General features: G+C 45.0%; 16 protein-coding genes. 9 read left to right on the top strand and 7 right to left on the bottom strand.

Annotation, left to right across the window (positions count from 1 at the left end):
- Positions 1-143 precede the first annotated feature (143 nt).
- On the bottom strand, positions 144-350 hold the full coding sequence (locus LC586_RS25160) for a hypothetical protein (protein WP_229487620.1): 207 nt from the start codon (positions 348-350) through the stop codon (positions 144-146).
- Between the two features lie 818 nt (positions 351-1,168).
- Here LC586_RS25160 and LC586_RS25165 point away from each other — a divergent pair.
- The 5 genes from LC586_RS25165 (at position 1,169) to LC586_RS25185 (ending at position 7,228) form a co-directional block, all read left to right on the top strand.
- Positions 1,169-1,624: a DUF1392 domain-containing protein gene (locus LC586_RS25165; protein WP_229487622.1), complete on the top strand. Its 456-nt coding sequence runs from the start codon at positions 1,169-1,171 to the stop codon at positions 1,622-1,624.
- A 601-nt stretch (positions 1,625-2,225) separates the two neighbouring features.
- Positions 2,226-3,203 carry an ABC transporter substrate-binding protein gene (locus LC586_RS25170; RefSeq protein ID WP_229487630.1) on the top strand — a complete coding sequence of 326 codons (978 nt, stop codon included), beginning with the start codon at positions 2,226-2,228 and terminating at the stop codon, positions 3,201-3,203.
- 541 nt (positions 3,204-3,744) lie between these two features.
- Positions 3,745-5,301 (top strand): sugar ABC transporter ATP-binding protein, encoded by a 1,557-nt coding sequence (locus LC586_RS25175; protein ID WP_229487632.1) that lies wholly within the window; start codon positions 3,745-3,747, stop codon positions 5,299-5,301.
- Positions 5,294-6,241, top strand: coding sequence for an ABC transporter permease (locus LC586_RS25180; RefSeq protein ID WP_229487634.1), 948 nt, complete (start codon positions 5,294-5,296; stop codon positions 6,239-6,241). Before LC586_RS25175 ends, LC586_RS25180 begins: the two co-directional genes overlap by 8 nt.
- A gap of 6 nt (positions 6,242-6,247) precedes the next feature.
- A complete protein-coding gene (locus LC586_RS25185; protein ID WP_229487636.1) occupies positions 6,248-7,228 on the top strand; it encodes an ABC transporter permease in 981 nt (326 codons plus the stop codon).
- Between the two features lie 804 nt (positions 7,229-8,032).
- Here LC586_RS25185 and LC586_RS25190 read toward each other — a convergent pair.
- Positions 8,033-8,440, bottom strand: coding sequence for a universal stress protein (locus tag LC586_RS25190; RefSeq protein ID WP_229488010.1), 408 nt, complete (start codon positions 8,438-8,440; stop codon positions 8,033-8,035).
- Positions 8,441-8,529: 89 nt separating this feature from the next.
- Between LC586_RS25190 and LC586_RS25195 the strand changes: the two genes are divergently transcribed.
- Entirely contained in the window at positions 8,530-9,732 is a 1,203-nt protein-coding gene (locus tag LC586_RS25195) for a phosphoglycerate kinase (RefSeq protein ID WP_229487638.1), read from the top strand.
- Between the two features lie 63 nt (positions 9,733-9,795).
- Positions 9,796-10,413, top strand: coding sequence for an NUDIX hydrolase (locus LC586_RS25200; RefSeq protein WP_229487639.1), 618 nt, complete (start codon positions 9,796-9,798; stop codon positions 10,411-10,413).
- A gap of 385 nt (positions 10,414-10,798) precedes the next feature.
- Here LC586_RS25200 and LC586_RS25205 read toward each other — a convergent pair whose 3' ends face one another.
- From LC586_RS25205 to kdpB, 4 genes are all read right to left on the bottom strand, one after another.
- Positions 10,799-12,160, bottom strand: coding sequence for a pre-peptidase C-terminal domain-containing protein (locus LC586_RS25205; RefSeq protein WP_267921725.1), 1,362 nt, complete (start codon positions 12,158-12,160; stop codon positions 10,799-10,801).
- A gap of 1,011 nt (positions 12,161-13,171) precedes the next feature.
- Positions 13,172-14,329 (bottom strand): universal stress protein, encoded by a 1,158-nt coding sequence (locus tag LC586_RS25215; RefSeq protein WP_229487641.1) that lies wholly within the window; start codon positions 14,327-14,329, stop codon positions 13,172-13,174.
- Between the two features lie 598 nt (positions 14,330-14,927).
- Positions 14,928-15,527 carry a K(+)-transporting ATPase subunit C gene (kdpC, locus tag LC586_RS25220; protein WP_229487650.1) on the bottom strand — a complete coding sequence of 200 codons (600 nt, stop codon included), beginning with the start codon at positions 15,525-15,527 and terminating at the stop codon, positions 14,928-14,930.
- Between the two features lie 242 nt (positions 15,528-15,769).
- The gene (kdpB, locus tag LC586_RS25225) at positions 15,770-17,875 is read right to left on the bottom strand and encodes a potassium-transporting ATPase subunit KdpB (protein WP_229487788.1); all 2,106 of its coding nucleotides are present in this window, start codon (positions 17,873-17,875) and stop codon (positions 15,770-15,772) included.
- 240 nt (positions 17,876-18,115) lie between these two features.
- Between kdpB and LC586_RS25230 the strand changes: the two genes are divergently transcribed.
- Complete coding sequence (locus tag LC586_RS25230) at positions 18,116-18,394, top strand: hypothetical protein (protein ID WP_229487790.1); 279 nt, start codon at positions 18,116-18,118, stop codon at positions 18,392-18,394.
- 474 nt (positions 18,395-18,868) lie between these two features.
- Here LC586_RS25230 and kdpA read toward each other — a convergent pair whose 3' ends face one another.
- A complete protein-coding gene (gene kdpA / locus LC586_RS25235; RefSeq protein ID WP_229487798.1) occupies positions 18,869-20,554 on the bottom strand; it encodes a potassium-transporting ATPase subunit KdpA in 1,686 nt (561 codons plus the stop codon).
- Positions 20,555-21,281: 727 nt separating this feature from the next.
- On the opposite strand from kdpA, the gene LC586_RS25240 reads away from it, so the two are divergent.
- The gene (locus LC586_RS25240) at positions 21,282-22,358 is read left to right on the top strand and encodes a sensor histidine kinase (RefSeq protein WP_229487808.1); all 1,077 of its coding nucleotides are present in this window, start codon (positions 21,282-21,284) and stop codon (positions 22,356-22,358) included.
- Positions 22,359-22,366 lie beyond the last annotated feature (8 nt).

A 22,366-nucleotide genomic window follows, 5' to 3' on the forward strand; every position in this document is an offset into this window, starting at 1 on the left:
GTTCAGCCGTCTCTGCTGTAGGAGGGGAGGTAAGTCCTGCTCTTGGGCGAAAGTCTAAGTTTAGGCACTCCCCTATGATTACAGAAGCCCCAACTTCAACCGTACTCGGTAAGTTGGGGTAGTTCACTGTAAGAATTCAGAGGTCAGAATACAGGAGTCAACCAAAAGTCAAAAGTAAATATTACCCCATAACTAAAGTTAGGCGATGCACTGAGTTTACGGTGAGCGCAGTCGAACTGCGTAGCCGAAGTATTACGAATTATAAAAAACTCCACGCCACTTGCGGGATGGAGTTTTTGGGCATGGGGAATCGGGCATCGGGGAGGCAGTGCGGTGAGGCAGTGTGCCATTCGGGGGTTTCCCCCATGAACAACTGCCTCTCTTCGTAGCGTTAGCGACGCAGGAGCGTCACCCTGAAAGGGTCTTGGGGTTCACCCCGCGCGAGAGCAACTGCCGTCATGGGGAAGATGTACCGCCACAATCCCCTGTTTGCCCCAAGCGGCGGGGCGACTGTCCCGGAACAGACACCTGGGGATGGAGTTTCCCGTCGCTTTCAATGAATTAGTTTGTCATCAATGTTACAATGTTGACTCTTAAGGTTACAACATTTTGCCTTAGAGCTAGAACATTTTGGCTTAGAGCTACAACATTTTGGCTTAGAGCTACAACATTTTGGCTTAGAGCTACAACATTTTGGCTTAGAGCTACAACATTTTGGCTTAAAGTTACAACATTTTGGCTTAGAGCTACAACATTTTGGCTTAAAGTTACAACATTTTGCCTTAAAGTTAAAGCGATCGCTGATAGCGGTTCTCAATTGCATGGAATACAGACCATTTGTAGGGGCACAGTAACGCTGATTGGTGTCAGCCGCTTAGTACACGTCACCGTAAAAGGGGTTCGGAAATATCGAGGCAAGATGTTGGGTAACACTAAAGTTCTACCCCTACTACGAATAATTACAGCAGAAATCATGTATTTGAACCACATCTATCGTAGGGGTTTAGCAATGCTAAACCCCTACCGCGTGGTCTATTTACCTGAAAATAGCTGTAAATTCCATACCCTTTTTGTGGTGGGCTGTACTAAGGGGCTGAGTGAATTTTGAAATTACATCCGGATTACACAAGTGCAAAGTAGTTTATGTATAAAAAAGAGATTGCTTTGCATGATTAATCAAATTGTCACTTTAGAATCTTGTTGGCATAGTTCTGTACCGTGGGGAAAAGCCATGCCAGCATTAGCAGTTCAAATCCTGGAAAAAGTTTTGTTATCAAGTTCTGATATATCAGGTTACTGTTGTGGTGTCCAATGGGAGAGACAGGAATGGATTTATGCCATTGTCTGCTGTCGTGAAATACTCTACTTGCCTCAAGAAGAATTTTCTGGAACAAACGTAGTGGAAAAAGCCACAGTTGCTACACCAGCTTTTAAGTTGGGCGATGTGGTGGAAGTTGATTTTAGTGAAGAACCATCACGTCGGATTATTCAAGGGATTTTTAGCCTGAAAAACAATTGGCTTTATGCAGTAGAATGGCGTTCCCCAATTTTGTCAGAAATGGCATCGGCTCAAAGTAGAATTATCTGGCTTGCGGATGTGGATTTAGTAAAAGTGAATGTATGACTGTATGACTATGTTTTTGGAGTTGTACCAAAAAAGTTAGTGCGATCATCCGAGTGTGCGCTTAATTGTTTGGGTTGATTTCCTATTGCTGGGATTGAATCTTAATAGTGAATCAACCAAATCCCAAATCCGAAGCTGGTCTATGAAGGACGCCTTTTGCGAGAAACTTTTAGCGATGAAGCAGCGATGCGAGAGGTTTTGATAAGTGATTGTTGGGTAACTTTAAGCACTATTTTGATCCCAGGCTGACAAATGAGATTTTGAACAACTCACTGCACCTTCAAAAAATATCGCCGCTTTCGTGTCCACAGCCGTCACAAGTCGCGTGCTGTTTAATAACACTCAGCATTTACACTGTGGTATAAAGATTTACTATTAGATAAGATAATGCTTAGAGGCATAAGATACATATATGATATACTCTACTGAGGCAAATAAATCAGTAGAGTATTTTTATAGGAATCCGGTATCTGTTCCTTGCCCCTCACCCAACAATTTTGGGGAAGCCAGCCTAGTGCTAGTTTTCCTCTCCTACAGTCATATATCTAATGCAGAAGACAGCGATTCGGGGGTGTCGAGGGAATGGCTGCTGTGATGAAGAATGAAACCTGTCCGAGTCTATATGTCAAAGTTTCTGGTATTTAGCGCCTACGCTGTGATTATTGTTGCGGCTTTCTCGCAGTCTGGCTGTGTGCGCGAGAAAACAAAAAAAATTGTCGGATTTTCGCAGACAGAGAACATCGGCCCGTGGCGCATCGCCGAAACGAACAGCATCAAAGAGGAGGCTGCCAAGCGTAAGAAAACTTACGATTTCCTGATGACGGATGCTCAGGGGCAGACATCGAAGCAATTTTCTGACATCGAGGATTTGATTGCCCGACAAGTCGATGCCATATTTCTCGCGCCACGCGAATATGAGGGTCTTACACCTGCTCTCGAAGCAGCGAGAGCGGCAAAAATCCCGGTGTTTCTCATCGACCGTGAAGCTGCGGGAAGACCAGGCGAGCATTTCGTCAGCTTTCTCGGGTCGGATTTCATTGTCCAAGGCCGCCGTGTTGGCAAATGGCTGGCTCAGGCTACTAATGGCAAGGCGTCTATTGTGGAACTCACCGGAACAGCAGGGTCATCGGTCGCAATTGATCGGGCAAAGGGGTTTCGGGATGCGATCGCCAGTTATCCCAACATGAAGATCATCGCCACCCAGACGGCGGATTTTTCGCGGGCTGCGGCCGTGCGTGTAATGGAAAACATCATTCAGGCTAAAGGTTCTGATATCACCGCAGTGTATGCTCACAATGACGAAATGGCATTGGGTGCCATCCAGGCTCTCAAGTCCGCAGGCATGAAGCCTGGTAAGGATGTGATCGTCGGTTCAATCGATGGTCAGAAAGCCGCACTTGAAGCGATTAACCGTGGTGAGCTTGGCGTGAGTGTAGAGTCGAACCCGCGTTTTGGCCCACTTGTTTTCGCTACGATGGAGAAGTATTTTGCTGGCAAAAAGATTCCTCCTAGAATAATTCTTGAGGACAGACTCTTCGATGTGACAAACGCCAAAGATTTTGTGCAAGAAGCATACTAGTACTCGACCAACCCAAAAGAAGGCAGGGGGAGCAGGGGGAGCAGAGGGAGCAGGGGGAGAAAAGAACTTGATTTTCTTACCATAAACCCCGCAAAGTTTCTTTGGTGGACTACTAGTACTCGACCAACCCAAAAATGACGGGTGAAGGCAGGCTGTTCTTGAGCAGGAGGAGAAAAGAACTTGATTTTCTTACCATAAACCAAGCATTGTTGCCTTGGCAGACTACTAGTAGTTTCTCAAGCGAAGTTTGAAGGGTAAAGGAACGAACCGCATAGACGCAAAGCGGCTTCCCGCAGGGTAGGACGCAAAGAGCGCAAAGGAAGAAGGAAAAGAGAGAAATAAAAATTTGATTTACCAAGCATTGTTGGCTTAATAGACTACTAGTACCGCAAGGCGGAAGTCAAAAGTCACGCATAATTGTATTTCAAGCTCTTGCGCCATATAAATAAAGATAAAGATAGCCAGGAAATATGCTGAACCTGGACGATGAATAAACAAGATGACGACTATGGGGTATCAGGACAAAAACTAGGTAAAGCCGATGACTCAGGCGACTCGAACTGTCTTGTGCATGAGGGACATAAAGAAAAGTTTTTCCGGGGTATCGGCGCTCCGGGGCGTCGATTTTGAGCTAAAGGCGGGCGAGATCCATGCGCTGGTCGGAGAGAACGGCGCTGGTAAATCGACACTCATTAAGATCATGACGGGAGCGTATCGACGAGATTCGGGTGTTATGGATTATGGCGATCCCGTTACATTCCAGAACCCGACCGAAGCGCAGGCGGTAGGCATCGTAGCTGTCTACCAGGAAATCCATCTCGTGGGTTTCCGAACCGTTGCTGAGAACATTTTTCTTGGCAGAGAGCCGCATCGCTTTGGGATTATTGACAGACGGCGCATGAACACTGAGACATCGGAGATATTGGAGCGCCTGGGGTTGGATATCGACCCGCGATCGCTGGTTAGTTCGCTCAATATTGCCCATCGCCAAATGGTGGCGATCGCACGCGCTATATCCTTTGGTGCGCGGGTGCTTATCCTCGATGAACCCACGAGTTCGCTTACCGAAACCGAGGTTTCTGTTCTTTTTAATGTCATGCGGCGGCTAAAGTCGGAAGGGACATCCATCGTTTACGTCAGCCACCGTTTTGAAGAACTTTACGCCGTGTGCGATCGCGTCACAGTTCTGCGTGATGGGTGCAACATCGTAACGCAATCCCTGGCCACGCTCAATCGCCTGGAACTCGTTTGTTATATGCTGGGCCGCGAACCAGAAGAGGTGAGCAAAGGAGTCACGGCGTTCGCAGGGCGATCGCAAAATGCGGTAAATCGACCAGTGCTGCTCCAGGCGGAAGCTCTCAAATATAAGAAACGGCTCGATGGTGTCTCGATTGAAATGCGGCATGGCGAAATCGTTGGGCTTGCGGGTTTGCTCGGCTCTGGTCGAAGTGAAACAGTGCGTACCCTGTTTGGGGCTGAACCACTTGAGGGTGGAACTGTAAAACTCGAAGGTAATCTTCTATCCCTGCGTGATCCTCATGATGCCATCGACGCTGGGATAGCTTTCCTTTCAGAGGATCGCAAGGCGGACGGCATCATCCCTGAGCTTTCGGTGCGAGAAAACCTCACCCTCGCTGCACTACCAAACCTTACGCAATGGGGCATCGTTTCCAGAAAACGACAGAATGAGCTTGTTGATCGTTTCATGCAGCGCCTTGGAATTAAGGCGACTAGCGCCGAACAGAAGATCCACGAACTATCAGGCGGCAATCAGCAGAAGGTTCTTCTGGCGCGATGGCTGTGCAAAAATACAAAACTTCTTCTCCTCGACGAACCGACTCGCGGTATCGACGTTGGTGCAAAGGGCGAGATCCAGCGCCTGATCGCCGAACTAGCAGAGCAAGGGCTGGGGGTTCTGATGATTTCATCGGAAGTGGAAGAGCTAGTTGAAGGTTCGCAACGTGTTATCGTCCTCCGTGACGGGCGGTCAATCGCAGAACTCAGTGGTGAACAAAAGAACATAAAGGCAATTCTGCACGTAATGGCGGAAGGTGCACGTCAGGAAGGCGTGAAACAGAGCAGGACAGATAATGAATAGCAAGAAGCCTGACCTGAGTTGGAAAAACCTGTGGAACCCAAACTTGGGTGCCCCGGCGGCACTGCTAATTCTCTATGTTGCGAACGCCGTTTTCACTCCGCGTTTCGCTACAGTTAGCAACACCTTGAACATGTTGCTCCAAGTATCCACCACAATGTTTATTGCCGTTGGGATGACATTTGTCATTGCCTCGCGTGGCATCGATCTGACAGTCGGCTCTACTATGGCATTGGTTTCAGTTATTGTGGCATTGCTTATTAAGTATGGAATTACTGTTGCCATTTCGTTCGCCTTGTGCTGTGCCCTGTTGGTAGGTCTACTCAATGGCTTTCTCATCTCACGTCTGAAACTTGATCCCCTGATCACTACCTTGGCGGCTCTGATCTTATGGCGTGGGGTCGCTCAGGTCATCGGGGATGGTCAGCTCGTTCCCTTCACCCATCCCACATTTGAAGCGCTCGGAAAGGGCTATCTCGGTTTTATACCAATTCAGGTTGTAATTGCGGCAGTCGTCATTGCAGGAGCCTTCTTCTGTATCCGCTCTACGCTTTTTGGGCGTCAGATTGTTGCAGTCGGCGGCAACGAGAAAGCTGCAAGGCTTGCGGGTATCCGTGCGGAACGGGTGAAATACATCGTCTATATAGTTAGTGCCCTGCTTGCTGGGCTGGCCGGACTCGTCGAGACGGCGAGGCTCGGTATGGGCGATCCTAGTAAGGTCGGTGTCAACGCGGAATTCGAGGCGATCGCAGCCGTTGTTGTTGGCGGCACGCCCTTCTCTGGTGGCCGCGCTAATGTACTCGGAACTGTTGTGGGAGCGCTGATCATGCAGGTAATTTCCACAAGTTTCAACATGCTTTTGATTCCCTTCACTTGGTCATTAGTTTTAAAATCCGTAATCATTCTTTTCGCCATTTTTTTACAGCGTCCTAAGGAGGTTTAACGTGTCATGGCTGCTACAAGGTCTCTTGCAGTTGCTGGAATGCGGCTCTCGAAGCGTCTCGCCAGACTCCTCACCTCGCAAGGTGTGCTGCTCATGCTCCTTAGTTTGGCTGTTTTCGCATCGTTTCGTTATGAAACCTTCCTGACACCTCTTAATCTCATGAATATCATGCGACAGAACAGTATGCTGGCGATCGTGGCACTGGGCATGACTGTCGTGATTCTGAGTGGAGGAATCGATCTCTCCGTGGGTTCCCTCGTTGCTCTAGGCGGTGTCGTCGCGGCATTGCTTGCTGGACAAGGAAGCTTTGTGGCAATTGTTGGCGGCATTGCCAGCACCACCTTGCTTGGTGTGGTAAACGGTCTTCTCGTATCCCGCGCAAGGCTCCAGCCGTTCGTTGTTACGTTATTCACCGCAAGCGCTGCACGGGGGCTAGCGTTGAGCATCACCGAGGAGAGGTCGATTGCAGTACCATCGGCAGCATCAGGACTTGTTTGGCTGGGCAGAGGGTTTATTGGTTTCGTTCCTGTCCCCGTGCTTATAGTTGCGCTCTTATATTTTGCAGCTTGGTTTATGCTGCACAAAAGCCGATTAGGGTTGCATGTGTTCGCTATCGGCGACAACGAGGAAGCCTCCCGGCTGATGGGCGTGAACCCAAACCGAGTGAAGCTTGCGGTCTACACATTCAGTGGTATGCTTTCAGGGCTTGCTGGTGTCGTTCTCGCGGGTCGTCTAGGGGCGGGTCAGCCTGTGGCTGCCTTTGGCTGGGAAACGGATGCGATCGCCGCGACTGTCATGGGAGGGACATTTCTCGTAGGGGGGCAGGGGAGCGTGTTTCCGACGCTTGTCGGTGTACTTTTACTAGGAATGATGTACAACCTTCTGAATCTTGAGGGGACTATTACTCCGTGGTGGCAGCTTGTGCTTCGAGGCGGCTTTCTACTTATGGTCGTGATATTCCAGCAGCGCATCGCCCAGAGGGAATAATACCAATTCAATTAATGATTTTAAACACATCCTTGGGTAAAGACGCGATGAATCGCGTCTCTACAGATGGTCTATTTGTCGCATTCTTTTTTCAAATTGGTATTACGCTCTACTTGCAAGAGCTTCCGTCTTCACGTTTCAGTGTTTCGCGCAGCCTGTAAGAGCTTCCGTCTTCCCTGTAAGAGCTTCCGTCTTCACGTTTCAGTGTTTCGCGCAGCCTGCAAGAGCTTCCGTCTTCCCTGTAAGAGCTTCCGTCTTCACGTTTCAGTGTTTCGCGCAGCCTGCAAGAGCTTCCGTCTTCCCTGCAAGAGCTTCCGCCTTCACGTTTCAGTGTTTCGCGCAGCCTGCAAGAGCTTCCGTCTTCCCTGTAAGAACTTCCGCCTTCACGTTTCAGTGTTTCGCGCAGCCTGCAAGAGCTTCCGTCTTCACGTTAGCAAAAACATACTTGCGTTACACCTATTTTCACGCATATAAAATATACTTTTGCAGTACAGTAGTACTGTGTGCTGACAATAAATGTGGTTCAAAGATGTAAAAACTACTGTTAGTCATTTAAGTTTCAATACTTCTCGGTTAAGCCCAAAATCAGGTAAATTAAGGGTTTCACCTTTTCTTCGTGAGATTCATCCTTTTTTGCTCTTTTTGATTAGACATAGAAGGGAAAAAGAATGTAAAGACGTAGTAGTGCTACGTCTCTACAAGGGTTCTGGGTAACGCATATTTTATTTCTGGAGATGTCTATTGGCGATCGCTAGAAATATTATTAGTATTCAGCAACAACTAGCTCCTGGGCACTTATGACTACTAGGGCACAATCAGCACTGGGCAAGGGGAAAGATTAATTACGCGAGTGGTAACACTATCATCGGCTCCCTCTTCAGTCAACCCTAGCCCCCGACAGCCCATAATGATTAAATCGGCTCCGATTTCATCAGCGACATCGCAGATAGTAAAAGCTGGTTTACCTCGCCTTTCCAGGATTTCGGATTGAATTCCTTGCCCAGAAAATAAAGATTGGGCATTTTCCAACAGCTTGGCAACTACCTCTGGTGACACCATCGGATCTGGACTAGGCGCATCTGGAGGTGGTTCTTCTACCACAGACAGCAGCACCAAGCGACTGCTGTACTTTTTGACTACGTTTGTAACTACATCAGCAGCTTCCCGCGTTTCCCGGCTTTGATCAATAGGAAATAGTACTGTCTTAAATATCTCTGTCACTTGGGTACCCCTGACTCCGGTAAAATCTTGATGGTTCTACTTTCAAAACAATAACAAAAAGGCAATCAGGAGAGTTTGGTGTGTCCAAAAAAAGTTTAGCAAGTTTATCTTCGGCTGATATATCTGGGAAACGTGCCTTAGTGCGGGTTGACTTTAATGTGCCTGTGGACGATCAAGGCAACATTACCGACGATACTCGGATTCGCGCCGCTTTACCAACCATCAGAGATTTGACGCAGAAGGGTGCTAAGGTCATTCTCGCCAGCCATTTTGGCCGTCCTAAAGGTGTGGATGACAAATTACGCCTAACTCCCGTTGCCAAGCGTCTCTCTGAGTTACTGGGGCAAGAAGTCGTTAAAACTGATGACTCCATTGGCGATGAAGTTGCAGCTAAAGTTGGCGCCCTGCAAAATGGCCAAGTGCTGTTACTAGAGAATGTCCGTTTTTACCCAGAAGAGGAGAAAAACGACCCAGAATTTGCGAAAAAATTGGCAGCTAATGCTGATTTTTATGTAAATGATGCTTTTGGTACTGCACACCGCGCCCATGCTTCTACTGAAGGTGTGACTAAATTCCTGAGTCCTTCTGTGGCTGGATATTTGGTTGAGAAGGAATTGCAATATCTGCAAAACGCCATTGAAAATCCCCAACGTCCTTTGGCGGCAATTATTGGCGGTTCCAAAGTTTCCAGCAAAATTGGCGTGATTGAAACGTTGCTGGAGAAATGCGACAAGCTAATCATCGGCGGTGGAATGATTTTCACCTTCTACAAAGCCCGTGGTTTAAATATCGGTAAGTCGTTGGTGGAAGATGACAAGTTAGAACTAGCGAAATCTTTGGAAGCTAAGGCTAAGGAACGGGGCGTTACCTTCTTGTTACCCACGGATATAGTATCAGCAGATAAGTTTGCTCCTGATGCTAATGCGACAACCGTCAGCATTGAGAACATCCCCGATGATGGTATAGGTTTGGATATTGGCCCAGACTCAGTAAAAGTTTTCCAAGATGCCCTTGCAGATACCAAAACGGTAATTTGGAACGGGCCAATGGGTGTGTTTGAGTTTGATAAGTTTGCGGTAGGTACGGAAGCGATCGCTCATACCCTCGCCGAAATCGGTAAAACTGGCACAACTACCATTATTGGCGGCGGCGACTCAGTAGCGGCTGTGGAAAAGGTTGGTTTAGCCGACCAAATGAGCCACATCTCCACCGGCGGCGGCGCTAGCTTGGAGTTACTTGAAGGTAAGGTATTGCCTGGAATTGCAGCTTTAGATGATGCTTAATAGCCATCTTTAGAATTATGTAGAGACGTTACATGTAACGTCTCTACAAATAGGGGAAAAACTGTGGAAACTAAATGGCTGGAATGGGCACAAAAGTTACAAGCGATCGCTCAAAATGGTTTGACTTATTCTGAGGGTGTTTTTGATATTGAACGCTACAAACAATTACGAGCGATCGCCACAGAAATTATAGCTACTTACTCAAATGTAGAACACAGTTATGTCCTAGATTTATTTAGCCGTGAACTAGGATATGCAACTCCCAAAGTTGATGTGCGAGGAGCAATTTTTCGGGACGATACTATATTGTTAGTCAAGGAAAGAGCTGACGGCTGTTGGACTTTACCTGGTGGATGGGCTGATGTCGGCGAGTCGCCCAGTGAGGTAGTTGTGAAAGAAGTATATGAAGAATCTGGATATCAAGTACGCGCGATTAAACTACTAGCAGTCTATGACAGAGACAAACAGGGACATCCACCGTTTCCGTTTTATGTCTACAAGCTGTTTTTTAAGTGTGAAATTATTGGTGGTTCTCCATCATCAAGTATTGAAACTGAAGAAGTAAGTTTTTTTGCTGAAGATGCGTTACCAGAACTTTCCATCGGACGTGTAACACCAACACAAATCACGCGACTTTTTCAACATCATCGCCAACCAGATTTACCGACAGATTTTGATTAAATGCCTCTGCATTACGAAAATGGGGATACAGAATTCATGGCTTTATTCTGGCTGTTGAGTTCTGATACCATTTCTTTGTGAGGCTGCGCCAAATTTTCTTGGCTTCTTATTTCTTTGTTTGTGTCCTTTGCGTTCTTCTCCCTTGGCGTTAGCCTCTCCCTTTGGGAGAAGGGGAGACGCTAACGCGAATGCGGTTCGTTCATCATATAGTTTGGCGCATCTTCATACAGAACTGGTATGAATTCTGACTCATGAAATAGTCCGGACTTGTAAATAGTCTCTTCTTGTGTAAGGGGGACACGTTACCGTGTTCCCCCAGCTAGGAGGAAAAGTATCCTTGAATCTGCCTTCTGATGTCAGTACAATCTTTAAGTTGACAACGTTCTTATGCAAAACTGACTTGTAGTGTATAAGAACCAGGGTCAAAGGTACTACTAGAGAAACTTCCCCCAGTTTCAGGGAAGAAAGCAAAGTCACTCACTGAAATGGAGTATATACCTGCATCTAGGAACCTGGTGATTAATGAGGAACCGCTACCCCCACCATCGTCGTTAGATTCCAGTAAATTACCAGCATTGTCAAACAGTCCGAGAATTGTATCTCCCGACATCGCTGTGCTGATAGTGACAGTTCCTGAATTTGCTAAAGAAAATGTGAAAAAGTCGAAATCGGGATTATCCCCCGGTTGAACTGTTGCTAACTGGGCTGAAGCATTAACGTTTGAGCCTGATGACAAGGAACCTAATATCTCAGCTGTTGAGAGTGAGTTGTTTGTAGCTTTTCCAGCAATTTCCAGCTCATAGTTGAAAAGGAAGTCATCACTATCAAGTATGAGATTGTTTCTCCCCTGCACAATACCTATGATCTCATCTGGCTCTGCTCCCGGTTTGTCTAACAATATTCGTGTGTTGTTTCCAAAAACTTCCAGACGGTAGTCTAATAAAGATCCTTTGAGTTGAATTTGATCTTGGCTAGAGTCAAAGTCAGTAAGACTAGCGAAGTCCGCAAAACCAGGATTGGCAATGTTGTTATCGTCGTAGAAAACACTTATAAAGTCCCCCAGGATAAATCTATCTGCCCCAGTTCCACCAGTCAAGGTATCAATTTCCCCTAATCCAGGTGGAAGCAGATTACTACCAACAAAACCACCAGCAAAAACACTGATGAAAACGTCATCTCCAGACCCGCCATTGAGTCTGTCATTGTCGAGTCCGCTTCGTAGTCTATCATCCCCGTCCTCACCGTTGAGGATATCATTGCCGCTACCACCGATTATTGAGTCATCGCCTGCTCTTCCATTTAGAGTGTTCCTACTCAAATTAGTACCGATGAGGATGTTATTAAGACTGTTACCTGTCGCATCAATGGCGCTAGTTCCCGTCAGCGTTAGATTCTCCAGATTGGCACCGAGTGTGTAGGTGACAGAAGACCGGACGGTATCTGTGCCTGAATTTGCAGCTTCGGTAATCGTATCAACAGCACTGTTAATTATGTAGGTGTCATCGCCTGCTCCCCCATTCAAAGTGTCAGTGCCCAAGCCCCCATCTAGTGTGTCATTGCCATTTCCACCGATTAGACTGTCGTTTGCCGTCCCACCTGCGAGGGAATCGTTACCATCTCCACCATTCAAGAAATCGTTACCGGAGGGACTATTGGCATTACCACCACTAGCCCAACCAACTATCGTGTCATTTTCCGAAGTCCCAGAAATCTTGTCAGGACTTGTAGTGCCGAAAATAAATGCCATGTTATTTCTCCTAAATTTCTCACCAATACGTAAGTTCAGCCTCAGTCAAAGAACTATTCATCAGTAAAGATGTAAATTACTTGCCATTTGTGTAATCTAAGTTAAAAACTACTAAGTTATCTGGTTAATAACTTCTAAAGAAAAAATATCCACTTATTTATTGTGGGCTGACCCGAAAAGCCCGCCTTTGCTTGTGCAGGAGCGAGACGCCTATTCTAAAAAATTAGATAATTTCTTTTTTGAAAGTCCCTTAATTTCTGACCCAAATGGTAAGTAATTTGATCAAATGTTTGGGTTCTTTTTCCAAACTTTTTTGAACCGACGCTGTAATTATTTACATATCATGAAATCCAATGTTATGTCAATTTTTTACCAAAATTTAAAAATCTTAATAGATAAATAGAGTTTGTAGTGTAATAAAATACACATGTATTTTTTAATTAATTATTGTTTTAAAGTAATGATTTTTTTTGGTGAACATTGGAAGATTTTTCAGATGAACGCGGTATTGTTGTTAAGTTAAGTTTCAATATCATTTTTTTACTAAAAGATAATTTTATATTAAAAAAGGCATTGTAAAATTCCCAAGTTTCATTGATATATTAATCCAGGAATTTTTGCACTTAATAAAACTTAGGCTTTACATAAATTTTATTAAATTTTATATAGTTATTTAGGAGTGGAAAATTATCGATGCCTGTCTTCAAAAGTGACGCTACGCACAGTCGCTAACCGGAGCTTTCGCCCTGCTCGCCTGGGCACTGTGCTAACAGATGCCTGCGGTGGGCTGCGCCAACTGCGGGAAACGACGCGATACACTTTTCGCTGCGGTTCTTGCTAGCCTACGGATACTCACAGAAACCGTCGAAACAAATCTCAATAAGCAAAAGTCCATCTAGACATATCTTTCGTAAGGGCACAGCATCGTTCCCTACAGCATGGTCTATTTCCGATCGCAAGATAATTAAGAAAAACCTTGAAAGGGCTAGGTTTTTGGGGAAATTTGATCATCTATTTGGATGAAACCATTTTTTCGCTGGCAATGATATGCAAATCAATATTTTTGAGCAAGCGCACTAATTTTTGCGTCAAAGATCCTTTGAGGAGCATTTGCCAGCGCGATCGCTGACTCTCTCCGATTACAATTTGGGTGATTCGATATTTTTCGGCGACTTGGGCGATCGCATTAGCTACGTTACTGTTGGTAACACGAATAAAAGTACCTTCAAATTCATTACAGAGTTTCTCACAAGTGTGAATGTGTAAGCTTTCCTCCTTGGTGAGGAAGCGTTCTGGATCGGCGACAAACAAGCTATAAAGCGGCGCGTTCATATAGTTAGCCAGCCTCGCACCCCGGCGTAACAGCTGCACTGAGTTGGGATAAGTAGATATACACACCAAAACCCGCTCGTGAATATTACAAAATTGCCCATTGGGGGTAGTAGCGATCGCATTTTCTTCCACGTTGTCTGCTACTTCCCGCAAAGCCAATTCCCGCAAAGCAATCAGGTTACGACGTTGGAAAAAGTTATCGAGGGATTGTTGGATTTTTTCCGGTGCGTAAATCTTGCCTTCTAATAACCTTTCTTGCAGGGTTTCCGGTGTGACATCTACTACTACTATTTCATCTGCGTCATCCAGAATCTTGTCAGGAACACGTTCACGGACTACTACACCTGTAATTCTGGCTACTAAGTCATTAAGACTTTCCAAATGTTGGACATTCATTGTGGAGTAGACATCAATACCTGCTGCCAAAACTACTTCTACATCTTCGTAGCGTTTTTCGCGTGGGGAACCAGGGACATTGGTATGGGCAAGTTCATCGATTAAGACTAATTGGGGCGATCGCTTTAAAATAGCATCTGTATCCATATCCGTTAGCGTCAACTCCCCGCGAGGATATTCCTTACGGGGTAAAATCTCCAGCCCCTCTCCCTTCTCAGCTGTCTCCTTGCGTCCGTGGGTTTCCAAAAGCCCAACGACGACATCAATTCCTTCCTGTTTAAGTGCGTGTCCCTCTTCCAGCATCCGGTAGGTTTTGCCTACTCCAGGAGCCATGCCAATAAATATTTTATGCTTGCCCCGGCGTCGTACCGGATAAAGCGAGTAACTTGCAGAATTTAAAGGTGCAGTGCTAGCTGAACCAGTATTACTATTATCTGACATTAGACCTCTTGCATGGATATTTTAAATAATTCGTAATTCGTAATTCGTAATGGGCTTCGCCCCGCAACGCTTTCGTAAATTTTGTTTTGTAATGGGGATTTAACCCCAACACAAAACAAAATTTTTATTGAACCGGGGGACTTAAACCCACGGACAGGAGTTAAAACAAGAATCTTATGGCTCACGTAGAGGCGCAGAGAGTAACGAAAAAGTTATCTATTTATTCCTAACTCCAAACTCCAAACTCCTAACTCCAAACTCCTAACTCCTAACTCCTAACTCCTAACTCCTAACTCCTAACTCCTAACTCCTAACTCCAAACTCCTAACTCCAAACTCCAAACTCCAAACTCCTAACTCCAAACTCCTAACTCCAAACTCCTAACTCCTAACTCCTAACTCCTAACTCCTAACTCCTAACTCCTAACTCCTAACTCCAAACTCCTAACTCCAAACTCCTAACTCCTAACTCCTAACTCCAAACTCCTAACTCCTAACTCCTAACTCCTAACTCCCCACTCCTAACTCCTAACTCCTAACTCCTAACTCCTAACTCCTAACTCCTAACTCCTAACTCCTAACTCCCCACTCCCCATTTACTAATTTTCCTGACGATTAAAATCTTGCAAGTAAAGAGCATAATTCAATCGGAGAACATTGACTCCCGGTTCGCCAAAAATCCATAAAAATCTGCCATCAGTATATCTAGTAATTAAACGTAGGATTTCCTCTTCTTTTACTCCCCGCGCACTAGCAACCCGCGTCAATTGCTGCCGTGCTGCTCTCAAAGAAATATGCGGATCTAAGCCAGAACCAGACGTATAAATTATATCAGCGATCGGTTGAAGATTTTCGTCTCGCAATTGATTTGCCTGTTCTAGAATCCGGTTGAGTAGTTCTGGATTGCTAGCAGCGAGATTGCTGGCTCCAGATATGCCAGTTGGCTTGGCTTTTTTGCCTTGGCTATATCTAACAGTACTGGGACGAGGATGAAAATATCGCTCAGATGTGAACACTTGACCAATTAAAGCTGAACCAATTGCTTCATTATTTAGATTCCGCATGATGCTGCCATCTGCTTGATAGGGCAATAAAACTTGACCCACTACAAGGATTATCAGAGGATAGATGATTGCAGTCAACAACCAAAGCATTAGAGTTATAAAAATTGCTCTGATAGTTTCTCGAATAATAGCCATAAAATTTTTCCAATTGCTGCTAATATTTTATTTTTCATTTTTAGTTATTTTACTCAAGCAGAACACTAAATTGTATTGGGACATTGCCTGTGTCAGATTCATTGGCAAAAACTTTTCCCAAACATCGACCTGTTTATTTATATTCTTCTTTTTCCCTCTCTCAACAGGTAAAAGTAAAAATGTTTATTATTTTACTTTGGTCAAGATGCGATCGTTTCGCAGCGTCCCTATTTTTGCTGTGATCAAGCCAAGCCCACAATTGTAATCAGTATATCTATCAACTTAATGGCGATAAATGGTGCAATCACCCCACCTAAGCCATAAATTAAGATATTGCGTTGCAGTAGCTGATTTGCTGTCAGTGGTCTAAACCGCACACCCTTCAATGCCAACGGAATCATCGCGGGAATAATCAAAGCATTATAAATCAGTGCTGATAGAACAGCAGAATTAGGGCTAGTCAAATTCATAATATTCAAGCTTTGCAAATTAGCAGCGACAAATATCACTGGGATAATCGCAAAGTATTTAGCAATATCATTAGCTATAGAAAATGTCGTCAATGCCCCGCGAGTAATCAACAATTGTTTACCAATGCTAATGATATCGATCAGCTTTGTGGGATCGGAGTCCAAATCTACCATGTTGGCGGCTTCTTTTGCAGCTTGCGTCCCTGTATTCATCGCAACGCCGACGTTAGCTTGGGCTAATGCGGGAGCATCGTTAGTCCCATCTCCCGTCATGGCAACTAGTTTGCCTGCTGCTTGTTCCTTTTTAATGACGCTGATTTTGTCTTCTGGTGTGGCTTCGGCAATGAAGTCATCGACTCCAGCTTCTTTGGCAATGACAGAAGCTGTAATCCGGTTGTCTCCAGTTAGCATGATGGTATGCACTCCCATCCGTCGCAGTGCAAGAAAGCGATCGCGGATACCAGGTTTAACTATATCTTTGAGATAAATAACCCCATAGATTTCGTTATCTAGACTGACTGCTAGGGGTGTACCTCCCAGGCGAGAAACTCGTTCGTAGGCAGCATCCAATTCTGGGGTGTCGCGTCCGTTGCGGGAACGGACAAATCCTTTAATGGCTTCTACTGCTCCCTTTCTCGCCTCATGCCCACCAGGCAAGTTTGTACCACTCATCCGTGTTTTGGCGGAAAAATCAACTCCTTCTGCCTGGTTGAAGTCGAAATCAAACCGTGCTACTAACTTTTCTGCCAGTCGCGCAATGGATTTACCTTCTGGTGTATTGTCAAAGACACTAGCTGCCCAGGCAACATTAGCAATTTCTGACATTGAATGGCCGTTGATGGGAATAAATTCTTCCGCCAAACGGTTGCCGAGGGTAATTGTACCTGTTTTGTCAAGAACTAAAGTGTTGATATCTCCACAGGCTTCGACTGCTCGCCCTGAAGTGGCAATGACGTTAAATTGGGCAACTCGATCCATACCAGCAATGCCGATGGTACTTAGTAAACCGCCAATGGTTGTAGGAATTAATGCTACTAATAGAGCAATCAAAATTGGGATGCTGACTGGACTGTTGACATAGTAGGCAAGTGCGGGCAGAGTTACCACGACTAACAAAAAGACTAAGCTGAGAACTGCCAGCAATACTGTCAGGGCAATTTCATTGGGTGTTTTGCTGCGTTCTGCCCCTTCTACTAAGGCAATCATCCGGTCAATAAAGCCTTTGCCTGGGTCATTAGTGATGCGGATAATTAGCTCATCTGAGATAATCCGCGTCCCACCAGTAACAGAACTAGCAACGTCGGAACCTGATTCTTTTAATACTGGTGCGGATTCCCCAGTAATTGCCGATTCATCCACTGAGGCGACACCCATGATTACTTCGCCATCGGCAGGAATCATATCGCCAGCAATGACGTAGATGTTATCGCCCTGTTTAAGGCTGGTGGATGAAACTTCACTAATTGTGCCATCGGCAGCAAGTTTTTTAGCGATCGTCTCTGATTTCGTTAATCGCAAGGCATCGGCTTGGGCTTTACCCCGCCCTTGTGCCACTGCTTCGGCAAAATTGGCAAACCAAACTGTAAAGAATAAAATCCCCGATAACAAGCCGTTGAAAACTTGCGGGTTCTTTTGCAGGGCTGGGCCAAATAGATTGGGATCAATCGTTAGCAATAGGGTGATGATTGTCCCCACCCAAACCACAAATATCACTGGGTTTTTGATTGCATACTTAGGGTTGAGCTTGACAAAAGCATCTCTCATTGCCCTTAAGTACAGCCACTTATTACTTGTACTGGCCTTTTTACGTGTTTGGCGGCGATCGCCAGAACGAGGATTTGGCCGTCTAGCTTTGAAGTTAGTTGCCACTTGATTCATGAATAAAGTTAGAAGTTAGGACTAGGAGTAGAAGCAATACGGTTCGGATAAGATCCCCCCGCCTGTGGCGACCCCCGATAAATTGGGGGTAAAGGAGGAAATTAGCCCCCCAATTTATCGGGGGGTTGGGGGGATCTTTGCAGGGTAAACAAGCTAACCGAACCGTATTGGGAGTAGAAGTAGCGCTGTCAAGGTGAATCTTGTATTTATTACGAGCCTCTGAACTCGGCACTTGAGCCTTTGAACTCGGCACTTGAGCCTTTGAACTCGGCACTTGAGCCTCTGAACTCGGAAGTTGAGCCTTTGAACTCGGCACTTGAGCCTTTGAACTCGGCACTTGAGCCTCTGAACTCGGAAGTTGAGCCTTTGAACTCGGAAGTTGAGCCTCTAAACTCGGAAGTTGAGCCTCTGAACTCGGAAGTTGAGCCTCTGAACTCGGAAGTTGAGCTTCTGAACTCGGCACTTGAGCCTTTGAACTCGGAAGTTGAGCCTTTGAACTCCGAATTTTCAAAATTCTAAAAGAACAAGTGAAGATTTTGTTTGAACGAATATGAAATTTAAGCTAACGCGATGTGCAACTTAATATTTTGACCTCACTTCCATTCCTCTCTTCCTTTAAGGAGAGAGGCTTTGAATTTTCCCCCTTCCCTCATAGGGAAGGGGGTTGGGGGGTTAGGTTCGAGTAAAAGTTGCACACGGCGTTAAGCTATATATCACCTTGACAAGCCCATAAATAAATTTATGGGGTTCAAAATCATTGATTTTTGACTTTTGACTTTTGACTTTTGACTTCCCCAAAGGGGCTGACAGGGCTAGAGTTAGGAGTTATTAGGAACTTCCAATACAAAAAAGATCCAATCTGTAGAGTGCGTTACTAACGCACCTTCATCAGATGGTGCGTTACGCGATCGCTAACACACCCGACGAAACCGGATTATTTATTTTTTAGTATTCTCTTAATTCCAAACTTATAACTCATAACTTATAAATTTTCTAACTGCCAGACGCTAATTTCAAACCCTCAGCTATGGGGCCCAAAGCCAGAACGGGAAAGAAAGTCAACACTCCCAAAACCAATGTCACTCCAGCAGTGATACCAGTAAATACTAGAGAATCCGTTCTCAGGGTACCAGGGGTTTCTTGTACTTGTTGTTTGCGAGACATGCTGTCAGCTAACAGTAGGATGGCAATTATCGGAATGTAGCGTCCTCCGATTAAGCTAACTATTGTACTCAAGTTCCACCACAAGGTGTTATCCCTCAACCCTTCTAAGCCGGAACCATTATTTGATGCTGCTGAGGCGTATTCATAAACTACTTGAGAAATACCGTGATAGCCAGTGTTGCTAATTCCAGATAGGGAGATGGGATAAGCCAAAGTGATCGCACTGGGAATCAAAACTAGAATTGGGTGAATCAACAGCACCACGCTGGCGAGGACGATTTCCCGCTTTTCAATTTTGCGTCCTAAAAACTCTGGGGTGCGTCCTGCCATTAATCCAGTTAGGAACACTGTGAGAATTAAGTAAATAAATAGGTAAGCTGTTCCAGTTCCCTGGCCACCCCAGATAACCTGAATAAACAAGTTGAAGAGAGTCGAAAATATTCCTTGCGGCATCAAAGAATCATGCATCCCATTCACAGCACCAGACATAGTAGCGGTAGTCATAACTGCCCAAAATGCCGTTTGTGCCCAGCCAAATCGAACTTCTTTACCCTCTAAATTGGGCTGTTCTAATCCAAAAGCGTTATTAACAAGGGGATTACCTTGCAGTTCTCCCACGGCTGCCACCCCCACCAGAACTACAAAAATCACAAACACCATCCAGAAAAGTAGCCAAGCTTGTTTGATGTTCTTGGCAAATATACCGTAGGTGTAAATCAAGGCTGCTGGTATAGAAATCATGGCGAGCATTTCTATCAAGTTAGAGGCACCATTGGGATTTTCAAAAGGATGGGCTGAGTTTACGCCAAAAAAGCCTCCGCCGTTCTCGCCCAAAAGTTTGATCATTTCAAAGGATGCCACCGGGCCTCTGGCAATATATTGCGTTCCGCCTTCTAAGGTTCTTACAACCAGAGTCTCTTTTAATGTTTGTGGTACACCTGCTACAAGCAAGGCGATCGCTCCAATAATCGAAATCGGCAGCAAGATTCGCGTAATTCCACGCACAAGATCGACGTAAAAGTTCCCCAATTTTCTACCCGTCAACCCGCGAATAAAAGCAATTCCCACGGCTAACCCAGTGGCTGCGGAGGTGAACATCAAAAAGCCCAAAGCCGCTACCTGGCTAAAATAGCTTAAGGTTGTCTCACCAGCATAGTGTTGCTGGTCGGTATTGGTCACAAAGGAAATGGTTGTGTGCAGTAATACATCCCATTTGATAGCACCGAAGCCGTTAGGATTCCAGGGTAAGAGTCTCTGAAAATATACCAGCAAATACACTGAAATACCCATAATCAGATTGCTGCAAATTACAGCCTGGATATACTGCCAACCCGTCATATCATCTTTCCTGCGGACACCCGCTACTACGAACATACTTCGCTCTATCGGGTTCATTAAAAAATCAAGCAGTGTTCTTTCTCCCAAAAAGACACGCGCTATGTATCTACCCAGTAACGGAGTGATTGCTATGACAATACACAGTGTTAAGCCAATTTGTAAAAAACCTTGTCCCATATATTTCACGCTCAATTAAATTTAAGTGTTAGCAAGCCAATTCTTAGAAATAACAGATTAACTGTTGGGGTATTTGATTTCGAGGGATTTGGTGATATTTCATGTCACCGTCATTTTTAAATCTGGATTTACTATTTTCAGTTATTACTATCCAGATACTTATTAAACTTATTGTTAAGAATATGTAATTTTTTATTATTAATTCATCTATCTCGCTAGTTATGATTATTTGTTTATACAATACATTCTCGAAGTTTGCTACTTTCAAAGAATATAAATATCCCAGAGAATTTTATTAAAGGGATTACGGATTGGGAAGGTTGTGGTAAATACTCCACCCCTGGAGGGCAATTACTTAGCCCCCAATCTTCAGTTACCCAAGGCTATTTCATTCTCATCTAGCCCGCCTCAGAATGAATTCTGAGTCTAATAGCGAAAGTCGTCTAAAGACGACTGAGAAAAGGTTATAGCCCGTTTTAACGGACTTGAGCTATAAGAGAGGAAATTTAGTTCTGGGCGATTTATGTCTAGAACGAAATAGCCCTATCAGTCCCCAGTTACCGTTTTTGCATCTGAACAATCAGAATTTTCAGGTTAATGCTCAAGTTTACATTTGCAGATATAGATTGCAGATAAATCATAATCGCTAAATTAAATAGTTGTAAAGATTGTAGGATAAGGATTTTTTAGTAAATCAGAAATGAAGATATTAAATCGATTAGTGGCTATGAAAGAAGCTATAAACGAGCGTGGGGAGACTTATGGACTAATAGCGATCGCCTTTGCGATCGTGATCAGCTTGGAATATTTAACACCACCTGAGTACGTATTTGGCTACCTCTACACAGGGACGATTTTGTTAGCAGATTCACGATTGAATCGGGGTGCTGTGTTGGGGATCACTCTTGCCGCTACAGGATTAACACTATTGAATTTGTTTGTTCCCGGAGGAGAAATGATTAATTCCCCAACGTTGGCAAATAGGCTGATTGCAGTATTGGCGTTGGTGGTAACGGGTTGGTTAAGCCATCGCAACCGCCGCAATGAAGAAGCGATCGCTTATACGCAAGCACAATTACGCTCCCAAGAACAACTAGCTACCATGCGTGAAGATTTTGTTTCTACCCTAACGCATGATTTGAAAACACCCCTATTAGGATCAATTGAAACGCTGAAATATCTTCAAAATGAGCAATTTGGTGAAATCACGCCAATGCAAGCAAAAGTCTTACAAACAATGGCTCGTAGTCATCGGAGTACACTGCAATTAGTCCAAACGCTTTTAGATGTATACCGCAATGATACCGAAGGGTTGAAACTACAGTTATCACCTATTAATTTGGTAACTGTGGCGGAGGAGATAATCGCCACCCTGACTGAACTAGCGAAAACACGACAGGTTTATATTTCTCTCCACTATGGCGAATCAGATTTTCGCAGCTTTCTTTGGGTAAACGGCGATCCTTTGCAACTGGGGCGAGTCTTCACCAATCTCCTAAGTAATGGCATAAACCATACCCCTCGTGGCGGTAAAGTAGAAGTAGTACTTGAAAGTTATTCTAGCGATCAAGTAGTAAAAATATTCGATACTGGTTCCGGCATTACCGAAGAAGAGTTACCCCACTTGTTTGAAAGATTTTATCAAGGACATAGCGATCGCCACGTCTGTGGATCTGGGCTAGGGCTTTATTTGACCAGGCAAATTATAGCTGCTCATGGGGGTACAATTTGGGCAGAGAATCGCTCACCACGAGGCGCACTGTTTGGTTTCCGCCTCCCTGCTTGTCCACCACCGGGGAGATGAGGAGTGGA

The sequence above is a fragment of the Nostoc favosum CHAB5714 genome (assembly GCF_020829495.1).
In the GTDB taxonomy this organism is placed as follows: Bacteria; Cyanobacteriota; Cyanobacteriia; order Cyanobacteriales; family Nostocaceae; genus Nostoc; species Nostoc favosum.